General features: G+C 57.3%; 20 protein-coding genes. 16 read left to right on the forward strand and 4 right to left on the reverse strand.

All coding sequences use genetic code 11. From position 1 onward, the window contains the following. Window positions 1-196 precede the first annotated feature (196 nt). From H4J77_RS08435 to H4J77_RS08465, 7 genes are all read left to right on the forward strand, one after another. Window positions 197-619 carry a rhodanese-like domain-containing protein gene (locus H4J77_RS08435; RefSeq protein WP_123889350.1) on the forward strand — a complete coding sequence of 141 codons (423 nt, stop codon included), beginning with the start codon at window positions 197-199 and terminating at the stop codon, window positions 617-619. A gap of 1 nt (window position 620) precedes the next feature. Beyond that, window positions 621-878, forward strand: a complete 258-nt coding sequence (gene grxC, locus H4J77_RS08440) for a glutaredoxin 3 (RefSeq protein ID WP_123889351.1) — start codon at window positions 621-623, stop codon at window positions 876-878. A 58-nt stretch (window positions 879-936) separates the two neighbouring features. After that, window positions 937-1,425 (forward strand): protein-export chaperone SecB, encoded by a 489-nt coding sequence (secB, locus tag H4J77_RS08445; protein ID WP_123889352.1) that lies wholly within the window; start codon window positions 937-939, stop codon window positions 1,423-1,425. A gap of 176 nt (window positions 1,426-1,601) precedes the next feature. Next, window positions 1,602-2,111 carry a disulfide bond formation protein B gene (locus H4J77_RS08450; protein ID WP_123889353.1) on the forward strand — a complete coding sequence of 170 codons (510 nt, stop codon included), beginning with the start codon at window positions 1,602-1,604 and terminating at the stop codon, window positions 2,109-2,111. Window positions 2,112-2,131: 20 nt separating this feature from the next. Next, a complete protein-coding gene (locus tag H4J77_RS08455; RefSeq protein ID WP_182247853.1) occupies window positions 2,132-2,653 on the forward strand; it encodes a DUF3833 domain-containing protein in 522 nt (173 codons plus the stop codon). 92 nt (window positions 2,654-2,745) lie between these two features. Further along, on the forward strand, window positions 2,746-3,219 hold the full coding sequence (rsd, locus tag H4J77_RS08460; RefSeq protein ID WP_123889355.1) for a sigma D regulator: 474 nt from the start codon (window positions 2,746-2,748) through the stop codon (window positions 3,217-3,219). A 16-nt stretch (window positions 3,220-3,235) separates the two neighbouring features. After that, entirely contained in the window at window positions 3,236-3,793 is a 558-nt protein-coding gene (locus H4J77_RS08465) for a hypothetical protein (protein WP_182247855.1), read from the forward strand. On the opposite strand, the gene H4J77_RS08470 is transcribed toward H4J77_RS08465, so the two are convergent. Continuing rightward, window positions 3,774-4,268, reverse strand: coding sequence for a TIGR02444 family protein (locus H4J77_RS08470; protein ID WP_182247857.1), 495 nt, complete (start codon window positions 4,266-4,268; stop codon window positions 3,774-3,776). The two genes, H4J77_RS08465 and H4J77_RS08470, sit on opposite strands and share 20 nt — an antisense overlap. A gap of 51 nt (window positions 4,269-4,319) precedes the next feature. On the opposite strand from H4J77_RS08470, the gene H4J77_RS08475 reads away from it, so the two are divergent. Further along, on the forward strand, window positions 4,320-6,230 hold the full coding sequence (locus tag H4J77_RS08475) for an ATP-binding cassette domain-containing protein (RefSeq protein ID WP_182247859.1): 1,911 nt from the start codon (window positions 4,320-4,322) through the stop codon (window positions 6,228-6,230). An 18-nt stretch (window positions 6,231-6,248) separates the two neighbouring features. Next, window positions 6,249-6,698 (forward strand): YaiI/YqxD family protein, encoded by a 450-nt coding sequence (locus H4J77_RS08480; RefSeq protein ID WP_123889359.1) that lies wholly within the window; start codon window positions 6,249-6,251, stop codon window positions 6,696-6,698. Here the strand turns inward: H4J77_RS08480 and H4J77_RS08485 are convergent. Together H4J77_RS08485 and H4J77_RS08490 are read right to left on the reverse strand one after the other, a co-directional pair. After that, window positions 6,695-8,206 (reverse strand): methyl-accepting chemotaxis protein, encoded by a 1,512-nt coding sequence (locus H4J77_RS08485; RefSeq protein WP_123889360.1) that lies wholly within the window; start codon window positions 8,204-8,206, stop codon window positions 6,695-6,697. The genes H4J77_RS08480 and H4J77_RS08485 overlap by 4 nt on opposite strands. Beyond that, window positions 8,172-8,771, reverse strand: coding sequence for a DUF6436 domain-containing protein (locus tag H4J77_RS08490; RefSeq protein WP_182247861.1), 600 nt, complete (start codon window positions 8,769-8,771; stop codon window positions 8,172-8,174). The genes H4J77_RS08485 and H4J77_RS08490 overlap by 35 nt, the downstream gene beginning before the upstream one ends. A gap of 271 nt (window positions 8,772-9,042) precedes the next feature. Here H4J77_RS08490 and H4J77_RS08495 point away from each other — a divergent pair, with 271 nt between their 5' ends. From H4J77_RS08495 to ppk1, 3 genes are read left to right on the forward strand one after another with little or no spacing between them, the layout of a single operon-like run. Next, window positions 9,043-10,326, forward strand: a complete 1,284-nt coding sequence (locus H4J77_RS08495; RefSeq protein ID WP_182247863.1) for a GGDEF domain-containing protein — start codon at window positions 9,043-9,045, stop codon at window positions 10,324-10,326. A gap of 56 nt (window positions 10,327-10,382) precedes the next feature. Beyond that, window positions 10,383-11,402 carry a porphobilinogen synthase gene (gene hemB / locus H4J77_RS08500; RefSeq protein ID WP_310734952.1) on the forward strand — a complete coding sequence of 340 codons (1,020 nt, stop codon included), beginning with the start codon at window positions 10,383-10,385 and terminating at the stop codon, window positions 11,400-11,402. A gap of 11 nt (window positions 11,403-11,413) precedes the next feature. Next, window positions 11,414-13,633: a polyphosphate kinase 1 gene (ppk1, locus tag H4J77_RS08505; protein WP_123889363.1), complete on the forward strand. Its 2,220-nt coding sequence runs from the start codon at window positions 11,414-11,416 to the stop codon at window positions 13,631-13,633. On the opposite strand, the gene ppx is transcribed toward ppk1, so the two are convergent. Then, a complete protein-coding gene (ppx, locus tag H4J77_RS08510; RefSeq protein ID WP_182247865.1) occupies window positions 13,612-15,117 on the reverse strand; it encodes an exopolyphosphatase in 1,506 nt (501 codons plus the stop codon). The genes ppk1 and ppx overlap by 22 nt on opposite strands. A 163-nt stretch (window positions 15,118-15,280) precedes the next feature. Between ppx and trxA the strand changes: the two genes are divergently transcribed. The 4 genes from trxA (at window position 15,281) to H4J77_RS08530 (ending at window position 19,701) form a co-directional block, all read left to right on the forward strand. Beyond that, window positions 15,281-15,607, forward strand: a complete 327-nt coding sequence (gene trxA, locus H4J77_RS08515) for a thioredoxin TrxA (protein WP_092286297.1) — start codon at window positions 15,281-15,283, stop codon at window positions 15,605-15,607. 208 nt (window positions 15,608-15,815) lie between these two features. Further along, a complete protein-coding gene (rho, locus tag H4J77_RS08520) occupies window positions 15,816-17,081 on the forward strand; it encodes a transcription termination factor Rho (RefSeq protein ID WP_123889365.1) in 1,266 nt (421 codons plus the stop codon). A gap of 163 nt (window positions 17,082-17,244) precedes the next feature. Next, window positions 17,245-18,711 carry a 4-hydroxy-3-polyprenylbenzoate decarboxylase gene (ubiD, locus tag H4J77_RS08525; protein ID WP_123889366.1) on the forward strand — a complete coding sequence of 489 codons (1,467 nt, stop codon included), beginning with the start codon at window positions 17,245-17,247 and terminating at the stop codon, window positions 18,709-18,711. 21 nt (window positions 18,712-18,732) lie between these two features. Further along, window positions 18,733-19,701: a CDP-6-deoxy-delta-3,4-glucoseen reductase gene (locus H4J77_RS08530; protein ID WP_182247867.1), complete on the forward strand. Its 969-nt coding sequence runs from the start codon at window positions 18,733-18,735 to the stop codon at window positions 19,699-19,701. Window positions 19,702-19,752 lie beyond the last annotated feature (51 nt).

Raw genomic sequence — 19,752 nt, forward strand, 5'->3', positions numbered from 1 at the left:
AGGGCTGTGCCAGGCGACAAACTAAGTCTACAGTTTACTTGCCAGGCCCCGAGCTGTCATGCTCGGTTCCGCCCCGGTATTGCATCGACCGTTCGCACCTGCACAATGCTTTTCCCAGGCGCGTCACCCGCACTCGTTATTCGATGCCCACCTTGGTGTATACTCGCCCCCTTTATCGATTTTGGAAGCATCTCCAATGCAGTTTCTTCAGCACTTGATTGAATTCATCAGCGCCCACTATCTGCTAACCACCGCCTTTCTCGTCGTACTGGCGCTGTTGCTGTTTACGGAAGGACGTAAGTCCGGCACCGCGGTCAGCACCCAGCAGGCAACGGCCATGATCAACCGCGAAAATGCCATTGTTGTCGACCTACGCCCCAAAAAAGAATTTGCGGCTGGCCATATCGTTGACTCCATCAACATCCCGTATGACAGCCTGACCACTCGCATCAGCGAGCTGGACAAGCACAAAGGCAAGCCATTGCTACTGGTTTGCGCCGCCGGTCAACACTCGGGCGGTTGCGCCAAGCAACTCAAGGCAGCTGGTCACGACAACGTCGCTCGCCTGTCCGGCGGTGTTGGCAGCTGGCGCTCAGACAATCTGCCGCTGGTGAAATAATATGGCAAAGGTCGTAATTTACAGTAGCAACTACTGCCCCTTTTGCATGCGCGCCAAGCGGTTACTCGACAGCAAGCAGGTCGAGTACAAAGAGATCAACGTCGATGGCTTGCCTGCCGTGCGCGCAGAAATGACGCGCCTGGCCGGTGGCCGCACGTCGGTGCCACAGATTTGGGTCGGTAACACCTACATTGGTGGCTGTGACGAACTCTTTGTCTGCGAGCGCTCTGGACAACTGAACAGCCTGCTGGCAGGGTAATCAGCCGATTTAACCAACGCTTTAAACAACACTAACGAGCACTTCATAAGGACCGAACATGGCCGAAGAAAACCAGAACAATCAAGCCGCCAACGGTGCAGCCAGCCAGCCGCAATTCAGCCTGCAGCGCATCTATACCAAAGACATTTCCTTCGAGTCCCCGAAAGCGCCCAGCGTATTCCAGACCCAGTGGAACCCACAGGTTAATCTGGACCTGAACACGCGCCACACCGAGCTACAGGAAGGCATGTACGAAGTCGTGCTGACGCTGAATGCCACCGTCACTAATGGCGACAACGAAACCACCTTTATCGCCGAAGTGCAGCAGGCCGGTATTTTTGCCATCAATGGTCTGGACGAAGCGGCTCTGCGCCATACCCTTGGCGCCTTCTGCCCGAACATTCTGTTCCCCTACGCACGTGAGGCGATCGACAACCTGGTTCTGCGTGGCAGCTTCCCTCCACTGATGCTGTCACCAGTCAACTTCGACGCACTCTACGCTCAGGCCGAGCAACGTCGCACCGAAGAAGCCGCTGGTACTGCCTGATTCTTTTGGCGACAGCGACAACTGTGGCGCCCCTTCGTCGGGCGCGCCACACCGTTTATCCCCCGCTTGCAACCGTCCGCAACCACCACTGCGCTGAAACCGACTTTAGCCTTGTGCGCCATGCAGCGCATGCTCTAAGGTAAGCAACCGCAAATTTGCAGAAGACGGAATATCGCATGACCCTGCCGGCCTCCCGCCCCCTTTACCTGCTTGCCTTCATTGCCTGTGTGTTGCTGATGGGCGCCGCCCTGTACCTGGAACACATAGTAGGCCTCGAACCCTGCCCGCTCTGCATAGTGCAACGCGTTGCCGTGATCCTGATCGCGCTGACTTGCCTTGCTGCAGTGCTGCACAACCCCAAGCCGAACAACGAAAAGCGCACCACTGCCCGCTGCTACGGCGCACTAGTGACCCTGATCAGCGTGTTTGGCGGGGCTATTGCGTCACGCCAAATATGGCTGCAGCATCAGCCTGCCGACGAGCTTCCTGCGTGCCTGCCAAGCCTGGACTACATGCTGGACGTGCTACCGTTCCAGGAAATGCTCAGCCTGGTCTTCAGCGGGACCGCAGAGTGCGCCGAAGTAAGCTGGACCTTTCTTGGTCTGAGTATTGCCGAGGGCACACTGATTGCCTTTGTCTGTTTCGCCGTGTTCGGCCTGATGCAACTGGTGCGCAGGGTCGACTAATCCTGACTGGAGTCTTGTCGATGAAAAAACTGTTAACGGTACTGCTCTGCTGCGTTCTGGCCAGCTGCGCCAGCCCCGATGTTGAGCAATACGCGGCGGAGAAACCAGCACTCTCGCTGCAGGACTACCTCAATGGCGATCTGCAGGCCTGGGGCATGTTCCAGGACCGCAGCGGTGAGGTGATCAAGCGCTTTCACGTCAAGATGACAGGCACCTGGGAAGGCGACACCGGCACACTGGATGAACGCTTCACCTACTCCGACGGTACTACCGAGCGCCGGGTCTGGACCCTGACCCGGCAATCCGATGGCAGCTGGCAGGGCACCGCGGACGATGTAGAGGGCGTTGCGCAAGGCACGCTGGCAGGCAATGCGTTCCACTGGCGCTATACCCTGCGCCTGCCGGTCGATGGCCGTACCTGGCTGGTCGACCTGGATGACCGCATGTATCTGGTGGATGACAACGTCATGCTCAACCGCGCCGTGATGAGCAAATGGGGCTTCACCCTTGGCAGTATCACGCTGAGCTTTTATAAACCTTGAAGCGCAGCTGTCGAGTGGCCTATTCTGTAGCGACAACGAAAGAACATATACCCATATAGTCGGTCCGCCGGCACAGTTTGACGAGGTGGAACATGCTGGACAGTTGCAGAAACTCCCAGGAACGCTGGGGCGGTGTTCACCAGTTGATCGACCGCTGGCTCGCAGAGCGCAAACAGCTCATTCTGCACTACACCAACTTGCGCAAGCGCGAGGCACCAAAGAACGCCCCGGACAATGAACTGGCGGCCTTTTGCGATGCGCTCGTCGACTACCTGTCAGCCGGCCATTTTGAAATTTATGAACAGCTGATGCGCGAAGCGGAAGACTTCAAAGACCAGCGCGGCATTGAACTGGCCCACCAGGTTTATCCGCGCATCGAAACCACTACCCGTGAAGCGGTCACCTTCAACGATACTTATGGCCAGCCCGACTGCGGCGTCGATGAAGACACCATGCAGACTCGCCTGCAACACCTCGGAGGCTTGCTGCATGAGCGCTTCGAGCTGGAAGATTGCCTGATTGAAGTACTGCATACCGCTCACAAAGACATGCTCAGCACCGTCTGACCCACAGGAAATGCCAGTGACCAGCACCGATAAAAGCGCCACCACCGCCAAGCAAGACGACAAGGTTTCCAATCCTCTCAACCTGCTGCAAACCTTGACCAGAACGCTCAACGAACACTTGGCGGATGCGTGCAATCAGGCCGAGCAGGACGCACAGAAAGCCTTGGCCAAGCTGCAGCGCCAGCAAGAGAAGCTGGATCTCAAGCTCAGCCAGACCAAGCAGAAACTCAGCGCGCGGGAAGCCGAGCAGCCAGAGAAACCAGCGAACAAAACACGCAAGAAGCTGGCCGAACTGGAGTCAGCCAAGGTCGAGCTACATGAAGCCCGACTGAGAGCCGAAAGCTATATCAAGCAGTTGAGCAGCGATGTACGCCAGACCCTGCGCCTTGCCAAAGGCCTCGAGCGCATCGACACTCAGGTTGGCCAGGCACTGGAAAAGCGCGACAACCCAAAACCTGCAGCCAAGCCTCGTACACGACGCCCCGCTGCGCCGCGCAACAACAATAACGCCAAGTCATCACGCGCGCGCAAACCCAGATCCGCAGCCAAGCCCACTACGCCGCAGTCGAACTAAAGTCGGCGACAGCGGCTGCATACTGATCAAGCAATGCTTGCAGCCGCTCACCACTCTCTCCTCCGCCTTGCACCTGCGCCAGCACGCCAAGCTGCTCAACCAAGGGCAACATGACAGGCACGGACAACTCCGCAAACAACGGCTCCAAGCGCCGTAACTGTAACAACTCAGCTTCCAGCTCAACCGCTTTCACCTGTTGATACAGCGACTGTGCCGACTCATCCTGCTTGAGCTTGCGCCGAACCAGTCGTAATGGCTTGATCACCTGGTCCTGCCAGGATTGCTGCTGCGCAAGCATTGGCAACATATCCTCGTGCGACACTCGCCGACCCTGGGTCCATAACCACGCGGACGCCAGCAACAGCAAAACGTCCAACCCACACTCATCCTGCAACGCCAGCAAGGTACTCATCACCCCTGGCTGCTGATAACAATCCAGCGCCCAGCCAATCAAACTATCGCGATCTTCACTCATTCTTGTATCCCCTGCTCACAGTACCTTGGCGCGCTGATATACTCGCGCCCTATGATCACCATCGAATCCCTTAGGTTACAGCGCGGCCCATTGCGGCTGCTTGATGACGCCAGTCTTACCCTGCACTCAGGCCAGAAAGTTGGCCTATTGGGTACCAATGGCGCCGGTAAATCCAGCCTGTTTGCACTGCTGCGCGGAGAGCTTGAGCCCGATGCTGGCAGTTGCAGCCTGCCCGCCGATTGGCGTATCGCCCATATGCGCCAGGAAATCGAAAACCTGGATCGCCTTGCAGTGGATTACGTGCTGGACGGCGACCTGCGCCTGCGCGACATTCAGCACCGCTTGCAACAGGCAGAAGCGCAACAGGCCGCCGAGCAACTAGGCAGCCTCTATGGTGAACTGGAAAGTCACGATGGTTTTACCGCAGATAGCCGCGCACGTACATTGCTTGCCGGCCTGGGTTTCAGCAGCGAGCAATGCGACCGCCCGGTTGGTGACTTCTCCGGCGGCTGGCGTATGCGTCTCAACCTGGCGCAGGCGCTGATGCGGCCATCGGACCTGCTATTGCTGGATGAGCCCACCAACCACCTGGATCTGGACGCCATACTCTGGCTGGAAGACTGGCTACGCAGCTATCCGGGCACGCTGCTACTCATATCCCACGACCGCGACTTTCTCGATGCAGTGGTCGAGCATATCGTGCACGTTGAAGGCCAGAAACTGAACCTTTATCGTGGTGGCTACAGCCAGTTTGAACGCACTCGCGCCGAACGCCTGGCACAGCAACAGTCAGCATTCGAGAAGCAGCAAGCGCAACGCGAACACATGCAAGCCTATATCGCGCGCTTTCGCGCTCAAGCCACCAAAGCCAGACAGGCGCAGAGCCGCCTCAAGGCGCTGGAACGCATGGAAGAGCTCGGACCAGCGCATATTGATTCGCCGTTCTCCTTCAGTTTTCGTGAAGCGACCAACCAATCCACACCCTTGCTGGACCTGGACAAGGGTCAACTGGGGTATACCGGCAACAGCATACTCGCCAACGTCAAATTGCAGCTCGCGCCTGGCGCCCGTATCGGGCTGCTCGGCCCCAACGGCGCAGGCAAATCCACGCTAATCAAGTCACTGACCGGCGATCTGCCGTTAATTGGTGGCGAACTGAAGACCGGCGAGCACCTGGCTATCGGTTACTTTGCCCAGCATCAACTCGACAGCCTTGACCCTGACGCCAGCCCACTGCTGCATTTGGCGCGACTGGCGCCGGATGAGCGCGAACAGACATTGCGCAACTTTTTGGGTGGCTTTGCCTTTCAGGGCGACCGTATTGATCAGGCAGTCGAGCACTTCTCGGGTGGCGAGAAAGCGCGTTTGGCGCTGGCTCTTATCGCATGGCAAAAACCCAACCTGTTGCTGCTCGACGAACCAACCAACCACCTCGACATGGAAATGCGTCACGCCCTGACCATTGCCCTGCAAGCCTTTGAAGGCGCCATGCTGCTGGTATCCCACGACCGCGCACTGATTCGTGACACCACTGATGAGCTTTGGCTGGTTGCCGACGGCAAGGTTGATACCTACAACGATGACCTGGACAGCTATACCCGCTGGCTGGCGCAGTTCCGCCAACAACAAGCCGCCGCCGCACAACCCGAGTCCAACAGCGCACCCAAGGTAGATGCCAAGGCCCAGCGGCGTGCAGCAGCAGAGCACCGGCAGCGCCTGGCGCCGCTGAAGAAGGCCGCTGACAAACTGGAGCAGCAACTGGCTGGCACCAACGAGGAACACACACAGATAGAAACCGAACTCGGTGATCCCAGCGTATACGAGGCCAGCAACAAGGACCTCCTGAAACAACTGCTGGCCAGACAAGCCAGTTGCCAGCAACGTATTGCCGAGCTGGAGGAGGCCTGGCTGCAGGCGCATGAGGAACTCGACGAATTACAGGCTGCCCTGGCAGACGAGTAACCGCACAACGGAGCAAACATGATTCTCTGGATTGATGCCGACGCTTGCCCCAGACCGGTACGCGATGTTGCAGTAAAGGCGGCGCGCCGCAAGCAGATCGAGCTGGTCTTGGTCGCCAACAGTGCCCAGCAATTGCCGCCGGGGCCGGGCGTGCGCCAAGTAATTGTTTCCGCTGGCGCAGACGCTGCCGATCATTACATCATCGAGCAAGCGAGCCAGGGTGACCTGGTCATTACCGCCGACATACCACTGGCGGCTGGCCTGGTAGATCGCCACGTTACCGCGATCAACCCGCGCGGCCAAGTCTATGATAAAGCGAGCATCGGCGACCGCTTGGCGATGCGCAACCTGATGGATGAGTTACGCGGCGCCGGCCTCGCCGGTCGCGGCGGACCAGCGCCCTACAGCGACAAAGACAAACAGGCGTTTGCCAATTCACTTGACCGCCTGCTGTCGCGCGGCAACTAGCCGCGCTTGGTAGCAAACTGACGAACCTGGTCGTTTAACTGCCCTCGAACAGCCTCCAACTCACTTGCCAGACGCGCCAACTCGACGGCCTGATCGGCATTGGCGGTAGCAATATCGCCAATGCCGTGCAGATGTTTAGCCACATCGTCACCTACGCTAGCTTGCTCCTGAGTAGCGGCCGCGATTGTAGTGTTGAGGTTTGCGATACTGGCGATTTCTGCCACGATTCCAGAGAGAATCTGTGCACTATTTTCGGTAACCGAAATACACCTTTCGACTGAATCCTGGCTGCGTTCCATCGCGCCGCGCGCCTGCTCTGAAGCACGCTGCAAGCGCGATATAAAATCCTGGATTTCGGCAGTTGAACGGGCAGTGCGCTGCGACAAATTACGAACCTCATCAGCTACTACTGCAAACCCACGACCGTGCTCACCGGCACGCGCCGCTTCGATAGCTGCGTTCAATGCCAGCAGATTAGTCTGTTCGGCCACGCTCTTGATCACATCAACCACCTGATCAATATCGACCGCCAATTGTGCTGCGCCATCAACGGCAGTACCGGTAAGGCGAATATTTTCTTCCAGCGAGTTCACCTCCGCACGAATACCCTCCATCGCCCTGTACCCCTGCTGGGCGTGACCATCTGCACCCTCGGATGCTGCTGCTGCATCTGCCGCGTTACGCGCAACCTCGGCCGTCGCACGACCAAGCTCCTGCATCGCCTGGACCATGTATTGGGTTTCACTCTGCTGGCGCTCGGCACTTTGGCGAACCGCTACGGACTTTCCCGTAACCGCCTGCCCCACCTCACCCAGCTGCTCCAGGCTATCACCCACGTCAGCGACCATTGCGTCCAACCCGCCAACAAATCGATTAAATGAGTCAACCATAGGGGTACGCATCGCTACGCGATAAGTTAGGTCTACTCTCTCGCCCTCGACCATCATCATCGCCGTGGCTCGCCCCATAGCCTCGCCCTCCAGCGCATCGCGATAGCCTAATTGCGCGAGATATATCAATACGGCCGCTTCAACCACGACATAACCTGCATGCACGAAAACCAACCCGAAGGTCAATCCTGGCGCCAGCCATACCCCCTGCAATCGTGATTGCAAATAGAAAAACATGAGGTGATGGACTGCAATAACCAGCGTCGCGACCAGAATTGGCATCCAATCACGGTAATAGATAAGAAAAGCCAGTAGAACGAAAATGGAGAAATGCATCTCCATGGTGCCGCGGCTCTGATTAATATGCAGCGCCGCCATCACCATAAAGGCAGCCCCTATAGCACAGCGAAATAGCCGCCCACCTTTACCCAAAGCGTGCAGGCCATGCATAACCATCAGCGTGCCGCCACCAACAACTAGAGCCTGAGCCCAAGTCCCATACCAGGAGGCCAGTGCCAGGGAGGCGAGCATACATAGCCAGAGCACACCCAGCATGACACGGTCAGCTTGCAGGTAATGGGCATCAAGGCTCAGAGACTGGGGAACTGTTGGATTCATCAATAGCTATCTCACCGGGATCAAGGTCACACAAACAAGCCACCGCATCCTGGCGAGTAATTGCTACCTTGCGTCCGGCTAGCAGGGCTTGCACCACTGGCTCGACAAAACTGCTGTCAGTTGTACAGTGAGCTCCGTCACTGTAAGGACCTACATAGGCTAACTGTCCTTCAGCGTCCCAAATAGCAATTGCAGGGGCACCGGGCCAGTTCGCCCATAACTCAGGTATCGGCCAATAAGGCAGCACCTTGAGGCCGTCAGTCAGATCGTCGGTACTGCGCTGTCCGGAGCGCGCGAACTCTACCCCCTGCTGCGCAAAGCGCTGGGTCATCTCATCCACATAAGCTTCATGCCCTGCACTGCAGGGGCAGCCTGACTGCCACACGTGGAGAACCTGAACATGCCCGGGAGCAAAAGGCGGGCTGACGGCTTCCCCCTGAAAAAAGGCCGGCCGCTCGAACGACTTCACGTAGCGCGCTTCGAACCACCAGTAAGCCCAGACAAGGCCCGCGAGCCAGATCAATAGCAATAACAGGGTCAAACCCCGGCGAAGCCAGATACGCATCAACACCATCCAGACAAGGAAATAGCACTGCATTTTGCCACATACCAGCGGACCAATTGACTGATTGAGCGCAGCGAAAGCTGTGTGAATCAGCATTAACCGCAGCGACTTGTGCCAACTGCTACTCATCTTCAGGCATAACAGCGCCCATTATCTTTGCCGCGCGCAGTACTTGGTTTAATTTTGCGGTCTACCGAGATGATCACTTTTGCTTTCATCTTCCGGCAGAGCGACCAACCCTCATTGATCTGTCGCCGCTATTTCAAGGAAGATGACACAACGTCTTGGCAGCGCGCTGCCGAGCAGGGAAGCCGCAGTGCACATACTCACTAACCTAGACCTGACAACGCTGACAGTCACCCTGACACTGGTGACCCTTAGCATGACATTACTGCTCGCACTGGCAGCCTGGCATGCAGGCACCGAGCAAGGGCTACGCCACTGGGCACTGGGTAACTGCAGCCTGATGCTGGGCCTGCTGCTGAACGTCAACCAGGAGCTACTACATCATAGCCTCTCAATCGTTCTCGCCAATGGGCTGATGACCGCCGGACTAGGGGTCATCTGGCTTGGCGTACGCGCCTTCAAAGGCCGCAGCCAGCCCGAATGGGGTCCCATCAGCGCCGCAGCACTGATCATGCTAGCACTCTGGGTTTGCCGCTTTCAGCTGGGCAGGCTGGATATCTGCTACGCCATCAGCTCGCTCGTGCTTGGCGGCTTTTTCCTGATGTGCGCCAAGGAGCTGCTGATACGTGCGGCCCAGCCGCTGCGCACAGCCTATTGGTTTACCGGCAGCATAGCGCTGCTATTCGGCATTGGTTTGATTGGGCGCCCGCTCGCCGCACTCAGTGGCTTGCAGAGCGACCACCCGGCCTTGGACAACCCACTACAAAACCTGACCCTGCTGGGCGCGATGCTGGCGCAGATAGGCATGGCCAGCGGGTTCATTCTGATGACCCATTACCGGACGGCCGAGGCGCTGCATAGACTGTCCGAACGCGACGGCCTGACCAACGCGTTGAACCGCAGAAGCTTGCAAGAACAGGCAAAGGCGCTGCTGGAGATAATGGCTGAGCGCAAACAACCAGCAACCCTGATAATGGTCGATGCTGACCACTTCAAGCGCATCAACGATGAGTTTGGCCATCAAACAGGCGATGCCGTGCTTTGCCATCTGGTCTCGAGTATCAGCCAGCATTTGCGCAGCGACGACCTGCTCGGGCGCTTTGGCGGCGAAGAGTTCACCTTGATATTGCCAGGCCTGAACACCGAGCGTGCAGCCCAGGTAGCCGAACGCATACGCCAAGGCTTATGCCGTCACCCTTGGGAGCAGGAAGGTCAACCCGTCTGGCTTAGCGCCAGCCTTGGAGTGGCCTGTTCGGAGCACCATGGTTACGACTTCAGCATCTTGCTGGCCGCCGCCGATGCAGCGTTGTACCGCGCCAAGGCATTGGGCCGCAATCGCGTAGAGTTAGCGCCAGAGCCTGGCGCAGAGCTCGAAGAAAAAACAGCCTTACGCCTTCTGTCACAATTCCGTCATAATCTGGACGTATAAACGTCAACCAGATAGGTGCATAGTGGATTGTATTCCACCGTACCAATGGAGTTTTCGTGAGCCAGTCTTTTGTACCACGCCCGTTCCCCCTGAGCCGTCCCCGCCGTATGCGCCGTGATGACTTTTCACGCCGCCTGATGCGCGAGAACACCCTGACCACCGATGACCTGATCTACCCGGTTTTTGTTCTGGAAGGAGAAGGTCAACGCGAAGCCATCGCCTCGATGCCCGGCATCGAACGGCTGTCCATCGACCTGTTGCTGGAAGAAGCAGCAGAGCTGGTAGACCTTGGAATTCCCGCGATAGCGCTTTTTCCGGTGACGCCGCTGGAGAAGAAATCGCTGGACGCCGCCGAGGCTTATAATCCGGAAGGCCTGGCTCAGCGTGCGACCCGCGCTCTGAAGGCACGCTTCCCAGAGTTGGGTGTTATCACGGACGTAGCCCTGGACCCGTTTACTACCCACGGACAGGATGGGATTATCGACGACAACGGCTATGTAATGAATGACATCACCGTCGAGATTCTAGTCAAACAGACACTGTCCCACGCTGACGCCGGTGCCGATATTGTGGCACCCTCTGACATGATGGATGGCCGCGTTAGCGCCATGCGTCAGGCGCTGGAAGACGCAGGCCACATTCATACCCGCATAATGGCCTACTCGGCCAAATATGCCAGTGCGTACTACGGCCCGTTTCGCGACGCCGTCGGCTCTGCCGGCAACCTCGGCAAGGGCAACAAGGCTACTTACCAGATGGACCCGGCCAACGGTGACGAGGCACTGCAGGAAATTGCTGCTGATCTGGCCGAAGGTGCGGACATGGTCATGGTTAAACCCGGCATGCCGTATCTGGACATTGTCTACCGCGTCAAAGAAAGCTTTAAGGTACCGACATTCGCCTATCAGGTTAGTGGTGAGTACGCCATGCATTGCGCCGCCATCAACAATGGCTGGCTTAGTGAAGCAGTGATTCTCGAATCACTGATCGCCTTCAAACGTGCCGGCGCCGACGGCATCCTGACCTACTTTGCCAAAACCGCCGCGCGCCAGTTGCGCGAGCAACAATCAAACTGAACGAGGCCCCCATGCCAGAGCTCAACAGCAGCCGCGAAAGCAACCCGCAGGAAGCGACCACAAGTAACGCAGAGACAGCGCCCAAAGTTGAGTTGCTGCCACGCCCGGCAGCCGTTAGCGAAAAGCCTATGGATCCCGCGCCAATGGCCGACATCAACGCGCCAGAGCTCTATATTCACCGCGAGCTGTCACAGCTGCAGTTCAATATCCGCGTACTTGAGCAGGCACTGGACGAGTCCTACCCGCTATTGGAGCGACTCAAGTTCCTGCTGATTTTCTCCAGCAACCTGGATGAGTTCTTTGAAATTCGCGTTGCTGGCCTGAAAAAACAGATCACCTTCGCTCGCGAGCAAACCGGCCCGGATGGTCTGCAGCCGCAGCAGGTTTTGAGCAAAATAAGTGAGATTGCACACCAGCACATCAGTCGTCAGTACAGCATTCTCAATGACATCCTACTGCCCGCACTGAGCGAAAAAGGTATCCGCTTTGTTCGCCGCCACCAATGGACTCACAAGCAGACATTATGGATTCGCCGCTTCTTCCGCCAGCAGGTGGCGCCGGTTATCAGCCCCATAGGGCTGGACCCGACGCATCCCTTTCCGCTGCTGGTCAACAAGAGCCTGAACTTCATCGTGCAACTCGAAGGCATCGACGCCTTTGGTCGCGACTCGGGCCTGGCGATCATCCCTGCGCCGCGCTCGCTGCCACGACTGATTCGCCTGCCAGAAGAGCTATGCGATGGCGGCGATAACTTTGTATTCCTGTCGTCGATGATTCACGCACATGCCGACGACCTGTTCCCCGGCATGAAAGTTCTGGGCTGCTATCAGTTCCGCCTGACGCGCAACGCCGACCTGATCGTTGACCCTGATGAAGTCGACGACCTGGCACGCGCACTGCGCGGCGAGCTGCTCTCACGCCGCTACGGCGACGCTGTTCGCCTTGAGGTAGCGGATAACTGCCCAAAACCACTGACCGACTTTCTGCTGCGCCAGTTTGGTTTGAGCGAAGCCGAATTGTATGAGGTCAACGGCCCGGTTAACCTGACCCGGCTATTCTCCATTACCGGACTGGAAAATCATCCCGAGCTGCAATTCCCTACCTTTAGCCCGGGAATTCCCAAGCTGCTGTCGAGTGCCGACAATCTGTTCCAGGCCATCAGCAAGCAGGACATTCTGCTGCAGCATCCCTACGAGTCCTTCAGCCCGGTGGTCGACCTGCTACGCCAGGCGGCACAAGACCCTAATGTGCTGGCGATCAAGCAGACGCTGTATCGCACCGGCGCCAACTCCGAGATCGTCAACGCCCTGGTTGAGGCCGCGCGGAACGGCAAGGAAGTGACGGTGGTAATCGAGCTGCGGGCACGCTTTGACGAAGAGTCGAACCTGCAGCTGGCCAGCCGCTTGCAGCAGGCCGGGGCTGTGGTGATCTACGGTGTGGTCGGCTTCAAGACGCACGCCAAGATGATGCTGATCCTGCGCCGCGAAGAGAAAAGCCTGAAGCGCTACGTACATATGGGTACCGGCAACTATCACGCTGGCAATGCGCGCCTGTACACCGACTACAGCATTCTGACTTCGGACCTGGCGCTCACTGAAGATGTGCACAAGCTATTCAACCAGCTGATCGGTATGGGTAAGACCCAGCGTATGAAGAAGCTGCTGCAAGCGCCCTTCACACTGAAAAAACGCCTGCTCGAACTGATCAACCGCGAGACCCTGAATGCCCTGGCTGGCAAGCCTGCGCATATCATTGCCAAAGCCAACTCACTGACCGATGCCAAGATCATCAAGGCGTTGTACAAAGCCTCGCAATCGGGCGTCAAGATTGACCTGATCATTCGCGGCATGTGCTGCTTGCGGCCCGGTATACCCGGCGTCTCACACAACATCACCGTGCGCTCGATTATCGGCCGCTTCCTTGAACACAGTAGGGTGTATTACTTCCTCAACGACGGCCAGGATCAGGTGTGGATGTCCAGCGCCGACATGATGGAGCGTAACCTCGACAAGCGCGTAGAGACTTGCTTCCCGCTGGAAGGCAAGAAGCTGATCACCCGCGCCAAGCAGGAGCTACAGGTGTTTCTGACTGACAACACGCGTAGCTGGATACTGCAGAGTGATGGTTCCTACGTGCTTAGCTCGCCCAGCGGCAACCAGATTGCCCGCAGCGCGCAGAACGCACTGCTGGAAAAACTGGCCAACTCACCTCAGCGTACCGTCAACCTGTAACTGGCCTTGGCCCAATACAGGGCTTCCTGGTCGAAGTCAGCCTGCGTCAGCGGGTTGGCTTCGAGCCAGCCCTCGGGGAAGTGCAGAATCAAGTAGTCCTGCCCCGCCTCGACGGCCAGCTCAGGCATGTCCTGATTACCACGAATGTGGTGATAGAGAATGGCCAGCCGCAGAATCATGCATAACCGCAGCAAGGTCCCGGCGTCATCGCCAAACTCACTGAGACGCTCGGCATTGGGCAGGTTGCGTCGATGACCGCGCACCAGTAGCGCCAGTGCCTGCTGATCCTGCCGGGAGAAACCGGGCAGATCGGAATGCTCAATAAGGTAAGCACCGTGCTTATGGAACTGGTGATGCGCAATATCCAGCCCCACTTCGTGCACCCGCGCAGCCCAGATCAGCAAATCAGCCTGCTTGCTGACCGACAGGTGCCACTGCTCGTCCACCTTGTGCATTAAACGCTGCGCCTTGGCCTCAACCCTGGCTGCCTGCTCCATGTCGACGTGGTAACGCTCCATCAATGCACTGAGCGTCCGCTCGCGAACGTCCTCGTGCTGCTGACGACCCAGCAAGTCATAGAGCACGCCTTCGCGCAAAGCCCCCTCTGAGTGCGCCATGCTTTCAATACCCAAGGCATCAAACATCGCTTCCAAAATAGCCAGTCCCGCCGGCAAGATAGGCTGACGGTCAGCCTTCAGGCCCTGAATATCCAGTTTTTCAACATGCGTTGCCTTCAGCACCTTGCGCTTGAGCCATTGCAGGCCCTCACGGGTCACCTCACCCTGACCTTTACCCGCTGCTTGAATGCATTGACCGATAGTGCGAATCGTACCCGAGGCACCCACAGCCTCGGTCCAGCCGAGCCGATGGATAGCTTTTTCAATATTCATCAACTCCAGCCGCGCAGCGGTATAGGCCTGGCTGTAGCGCGCGGCAGTAATCTTGCCGTCAGCAAAAAAGTGCCGACTGAAAGATACACAACCGACATTGAGACTTTCACGCAGCAGCGACTCAAAACGCTCACCGACAATAAACTCAGTGCTTCCGCCGCCAATATCCGCAACCAGGCGACGACCGGAGTCGTCGGCCAATGTATGCGATACCCCGAGATAAATCAGACGGGCCTCCTCCCGACCAGAAACCACCTCTGCACGATGGCCAAGAATCTGCTGCACCTGCCGAATGAACTGACCACGATTACGCGCTTCACGTAGCGCGTTAGTGCCGACAATACGGACCGCGCCCGGTGGCAGCCCGTTGATCAACTGTGCAAAACGACGGAGACAGTCAAGACCCCGCTGCATAGCCTCTTCGCTGAGCATGCGGTTCTCATCCAGTCCCGCCGCCAACTGCACCTTCTCACCCAGGCGCTCCAGAATGCGTATCTCGCCCTGATCAACCCGAGCCAACACCATGTGAAAGCTGTTGGAGCCCAGGTCAATCGCCGCTATCAACGAGAAATCGTTCTGATGTGAATCAGCCATGCAGTTGTCCCTTAAGTCGGTTGTGTCCCGATTCTACCACCCGCGAGGTGACAGTTGTCTGCTGCGCAAGCGTCACAGAGCATAGAATCCATCAGCTTCCGCTTCGCGCTTGGGTGGTGCTATGATGGGCCAATTATGTATTTTAAAACCCTTGGAGAAACGCATGAGCGATTTGATAGTGCATGTCACAGACGGCAGCTTCGAAGAAGAAGTGCTCAAGTCTGACACCCCCGTCCTGGTTGATTACTGGGCAGAATGGTGTGGCCCCTGCAAGATGATTGCCCCGGTTCTGGACGAGATTTCCAAGGACTACAACGGCAAGCTGAAAATCTGCAAGCTGAACATCGACGAGAATACCGACACACCGCCTAAGTATGGCGTACGGGGCATCCCGACGCTAATGCTGTTCAAGGACGGCAATGTCGAAGCGACCAAGGTCGGCGCTCTGTCCAAATCTCAGTTGGCAGCCTTCCTCGACAGCAATATCTGATGTCTCAGCCCCAGCCAAAAAAAGCTGGGGCGCATTTTTCTGCTAAAACCTAGACTCCGCGGCAAAGCGGTGCTAGATTTGCTTTCCAACTTCCGGTCGCCCCCTGCGACAGTGGCTCATTTTTTCTACAGCCAACTCATCGCCCCATTCCAAATGGCGGCCGAAAACCAACCCTATCCTGCCGACAAAACTATTGCTCACCGACCCTATGAACCTGACTGAACTCAAACAAAAACCCATTACCGAACTGCTCGAAATCGCTAACCAGATGGCCCTGGAAAACATGGGTCGCTCGCGAAAACAGGATGTGATCTTTGGCATTCTGAAAAAACACGCGAAAAGTGGCGAAGATATCCATGGCGATGGTGTCCTGGAAATCCTGCAAGACGGTTTTGGCTTTCTGCGCTCAGCTGACTCTTCTTACCTGGCTGGCCCTGATGACATCTACGTCTCGCCCAGCCAGATCCGTCGCTTCAACCTGCGCACAGGCGACACCATCGCCGGCAAGATCCGCCCGCCCAAAGACGGCGAGCGCTATTTTGCGCTACTGAAGGTCGATTCGATCAACTTCGATCGCCCGGAAAACACCAAGAACAAGATTCTGTTCGAAAACCTTACCCCGCTTTTCCCTGATGAGCGCCTGGTCATGGAAGCCGGTAACGGTGCCACTGAAGACCTCATGGCCCGCATCATCGACTTGTGTGCGCCGATCGGCAAAGGCCAGCGCGGCCTGCTGGTGGCACCGCCCAAAGCAGGTAAGACGCTGATGTTGCAAAACATCGCCTCGAACATCGCACGCAACAATCCCGAGTGCCACCTGATCGTATTGCTGATCGACGAGCGCCCGGAAGAAGTAACCGAGATGCAGCGCACTGTGCGCGGCGAAGTGGTTGCCTCTACCTTTGATGAGCCACCAAGTCGCCACGTACAGGTCGCCGAAATGGTGATCGAAAAGGCCAAACGCCTGGTTGAGCACAAGAAAGATGTCATCATCCTGCTCGACTCCATTACCCGTCTGGCTCGTGCCTACAACACTGTAATCCCCAGCTCCGGCAAGGTGCTTACCGGTGGTGTCGACGCCCACGCCCTAGAGAAGCCAAAGCGTTTCTTTGGCGCTGCGCGCAACATCGAAGAAGGCGGCAGCCTGACCATTATCGCCACCGCACTGGTCGATACTGGCTCGAAGATGGACGAAGTCATCTACGAGGAATTCAAAGGTACCGGCAACATGGAGATCCATTTGGATCGCAAGATTGCCGAGCGACGCACCTTCCCTGCGATCAACATCAACCGCTCCGGCACTCGCCGTGAAGAGCTGCTCACTAGCGAAGATGAGCTGCAACGCATGTGGATTCTGCGCAAGATTCTGCACTCCATGGATGAAGTTGCCGCGATTGAATTCCTCTTGGACCGTCTGAAAGACACCAAGACCAACGACGAATTCTTCCAATCGATGAAGCGCAGCAAGAACTAACCCTCAGCTGTAAGCTACAAGCCTCAAGCGGACCGCACAGGCTTGTAGCGCTTTGCCTTGTTTCTGCCGCCGTTCTGTTGGCGAAATGGCAGCAGGTCAAACTTCCAAGCGGCAAACTGACCTCAAACAGCTTGCCGCTTGCCGCTTGAGGCTTGAAGCTCAGATGCAATACTCCGATTTACGTGATTTCATCAAGGGCCTGGAACAGCGCGGCGAACTCAAGCGCATTCAGACTCCAGTCTCTCCAATCCTGGAAATGACTGAAATTTGCGACCGCACGCTGCGCAAGGGCGGCCCCGCATTACTATTTGAAAACCCCACAGGTTATGACATGCCGGTACTCGGCAACTTGTTCGGTACGCCTGAGCGTGTCGCCATGGGCATGGGTGCAGAGAGCGTCAGTGAACTGCGTGAAATCGGTAAGCTGCTGGCTTTTCTGAAAGAACCCGATCCGCCAAAGGGATTGAAAGACGCCTGGTCCAAACTGCCGATCTTCAAAAAGATCATCAACATGGCCCCCAAGGTAGTGCGCGACGCGCCGTGCCAGGCGACCGTGTTCGAGGGTGACGACGTCGACCTTGGCCGGATCCCGGTGCAGACCTGCTGGCCAGGCGACGCTGGACCGCTGATTACCTGGGGACTGGTGATCACCAAGGGGCCCCACAAGGAACGCCAGAACCTGGGCATCTATCGCCAGCAGGTGATAGGGCGCAACAAGGTCATCATGCGCTGGCTAAGCCACCGTGGCGGCGCGCTCGACTTCAAGGAGTGGCAGGAGAAGCACCCTGGCGAACCCTTCCCGATTGCAGTGGCCCTGGGCGCCGATCCGGCAACCATACTCGGCGCCGTTACCCCGGTGCCAGACAGCCTGTCGGAATACGCCTTTGCTGGCCTGCTACGCGGACAGCGTACCGAACTGGTCAAATGCCGCGGCAGTGATCTTCAGGTACCCGCCAGTGCAGAAATCGTACTCGAAGGGGTCATACACCCCGGCGAGATGGCCGATGAAGGCCCTTTTGGCGATCACACCGGCTACTACAACGAGGTTGATCGCTTTCCGGTATTTACCATTGAACGCATAACGCAGCGCGAAAAGCCGATCTATCACAGTACCTATACTGGCCGGCCGCCGGATGAACCTGCGGTACTCGGCGTTGCACTGAACGAGGTTTTCGTACCGCTGCTGCAGAAGCAGTTCAGCGAGATCACCGACTTCTACCTGCCGCCCGAAGGTTGCTCTTACCGCATGGCGGTGGTGTCGATAAAAAAACAGTACCCGGGCCACGCCAAGCGGGTGATGCTGGGCGTCTGGAGCTTCCTGCGCCAGTTCATGTACACCAAATTTGTGATCGTAGTTGACGACGATATTAACATTCGCGACTGGAACGATATTATCTGGGCCATCACCACACGCATGGATCCCAAGCGTGACACCGTGATGATCGACAATACGCCAATCGACTATCTCGATTTTGCCTCCCCCACTTCCGGTCTTGGCAGCAAGATGGGGCTGGACGCCACCAACAAGTGGCCAGGCGAAACGAGTCGCGAATGGGGCACCGCGATTCACCAGGATGAGAACGTAAAACAACGCATTGATGCTCTGTGGACAGAGCTGGGCATCGATTGATGAGACCTTGCTGAGAACTTAATGATAGTCACGCTACAACCTTCAGGTTTGACCCTGGACATCCAACCCGGCGAGCGCATTCTGGATGCCGCACGGCGGCTGGGTTTTGACGCCCCGCAGAGCTGCCGCAACGGCAACTGCCATGTTTGCGGTGCGACCCTGTTAAGCGGCAGCGTTATGCTTGCCGATGGCAGCCATACCGATAGCGGCGACATCTATACCTGCGTGGCAGAGCCCACAAGCGACTGTGAGCTGCAATGGGAGGGGATACTTGCCCCAGGCGAGCTACCAGTGCGAGAGCTCGCCTGCCAGGTCAGCGAGTGCGTCAACATTGGCGCCGATGTCTGGCGCGTGCGCCTGCGCCTGCCCGCAGGCAAGCCATTGCGCTATCACGCCGGTCAGTATCTTTTGCTGGAGCGCGACGGCGCAGAACCTGCGGCGTTTTCCATCGCGTCAGCACCTCAAGAGGAGCGCACTCTTGAGCTACACATACTGAATCGTGACCCAGTCACTCACGACGTGATTGAGTACCTGCAAAAACACCGTATTGCTCGCGTTCAAGCGCCCTTCGGAGATGCATGCGCTCGCGTATTGCCGGACCAGCCGCTAGTACTAATTGCTGCGGGTACTGGTTTGGCTCAGATGCAAAGCCTGATCGAGTCCTGCCTGAACCAAGGCTTCAAACAGCCAATCCATCTTTACTGGGGCGTACGGCATAGTGCCGATTTCTATCAAGCGCCGCATTGGTCACAGTGGCAAGCACAGCCCAACGTGCATCTGCATCAGGTTGTCAGTGACCAGGCTGATTGGACAGGAAGAGAAGGGCTACTGCATCAGGCAATCTGCGAAGACATCGCCGACTTGGCGGGTTACCGTTTTTTTGTCAGCGGCTCCCCAGCGATGGTGTATGCCACCCTGGATGCCCTGGTAGACGCAGGCATGCCAGCGACGCAAATGCACGCTGACGCCTTTGCGTACGCGCCGCGTTGAAGCATAGGATGACAGTTAGCGGGTCCGCACATACACTGGCATGAAAGATGG

Origin of the sequence: Pseudomonas sp. 5Ae-yellow, from assembly GCF_014077575.1 — a bacterium.
GTDB classification, from domain to species: domain Bacteria; phylum Pseudomonadota; class Gammaproteobacteria; order Pseudomonadales; family Pseudomonadaceae; genus Halopseudomonas; species Halopseudomonas neustonica.

Coding starts and splice junctions, on each gene's coding strand:
- trxA (WP_092286297.1), top strand. CDS start 15,281: ATGAGCGATTTGATAGTGCATGTCACAGACGGCAGCTTCGAAGAAGAA.
- secB (WP_123889352.1), top strand. CDS start 937: ATGGCCGAAGAAAACCAGAACAATCAAGCCGCCAACGGTGCAGCCAGC.
- H4J77_RS08530 (WP_182247867.1), top strand. CDS start 18,733: ATGATAGTCACGCTACAACCTTCAGGTTTGACCCTGGACATCCAACCC.
- ppk1 (WP_123889363.1), top strand. CDS start 11,414: ATGCCAGAGCTCAACAGCAGCCGCGAAAGCAACCCGCAGGAAGCGACC.
- H4J77_RS08475 (WP_182247859.1), top strand. CDS start 4,320: ATGATCACCATCGAATCCCTTAGGTTACAGCGCGGCCCATTGCGGCTG.
- H4J77_RS08480 (WP_123889359.1), top strand. CDS start 6,249: ATGATTCTCTGGATTGATGCCGACGCTTGCCCCAGACCGGTACGCGAT.
- ppx (WP_182247865.1), bottom strand. CDS start 15,117: ATGGCTGATTCACATCAGAACGATTTCTCGTTGATAGCGGCGATTGAC.
- H4J77_RS08470 (WP_182247857.1), bottom strand. CDS start 4,268: ATGAGTGAAGATCGCGATAGTTTGATTGGCTGGGCGCTGGATTGTTAT.
- ubiD (WP_123889366.1), top strand. CDS start 17,245: ATGCAATACTCCGATTTACGTGATTTCATCAAGGGCCTGGAACAGCGC.
- H4J77_RS08490 (WP_182247861.1), bottom strand. CDS start 8,771: ATGCGTATCTGGCTTCGCCGGGGTTTGACCCTGTTATTGCTATTGATC.
- rsd (WP_123889355.1), top strand. CDS start 2,746: ATGCTGGACAGTTGCAGAAACTCCCAGGAACGCTGGGGCGGTGTTCAC.
- H4J77_RS08455 (WP_182247853.1), top strand. CDS start 2,132: ATGAAAAAACTGTTAACGGTACTGCTCTGCTGCGTTCTGGCCAGCTGC.
- H4J77_RS08495 (WP_182247863.1), top strand. CDS start 9,043: ATGACACAACGTCTTGGCAGCGCGCTGCCGAGCAGGGAAGCCGCAGTG.
- H4J77_RS08435 (WP_123889350.1), top strand. CDS start 197: ATGCAGTTTCTTCAGCACTTGATTGAATTCATCAGCGCCCACTATCTG.
- H4J77_RS08485 (WP_123889360.1), bottom strand. CDS start 8,206: ATGAATCCAACAGTTCCCCAGTCTCTGAGCCTTGATGCCCATTACCTG.
- rho (WP_123889365.1), top strand. CDS start 15,816: ATGAACCTGACTGAACTCAAACAAAAACCCATTACCGAACTGCTCGAA.
- H4J77_RS08450 (WP_123889353.1), top strand. CDS start 1,602: ATGACCCTGCCGGCCTCCCGCCCCCTTTACCTGCTTGCCTTCATTGCC.
- grxC (WP_123889351.1), top strand. CDS start 621: ATGGCAAAGGTCGTAATTTACAGTAGCAACTACTGCCCCTTTTGCATG.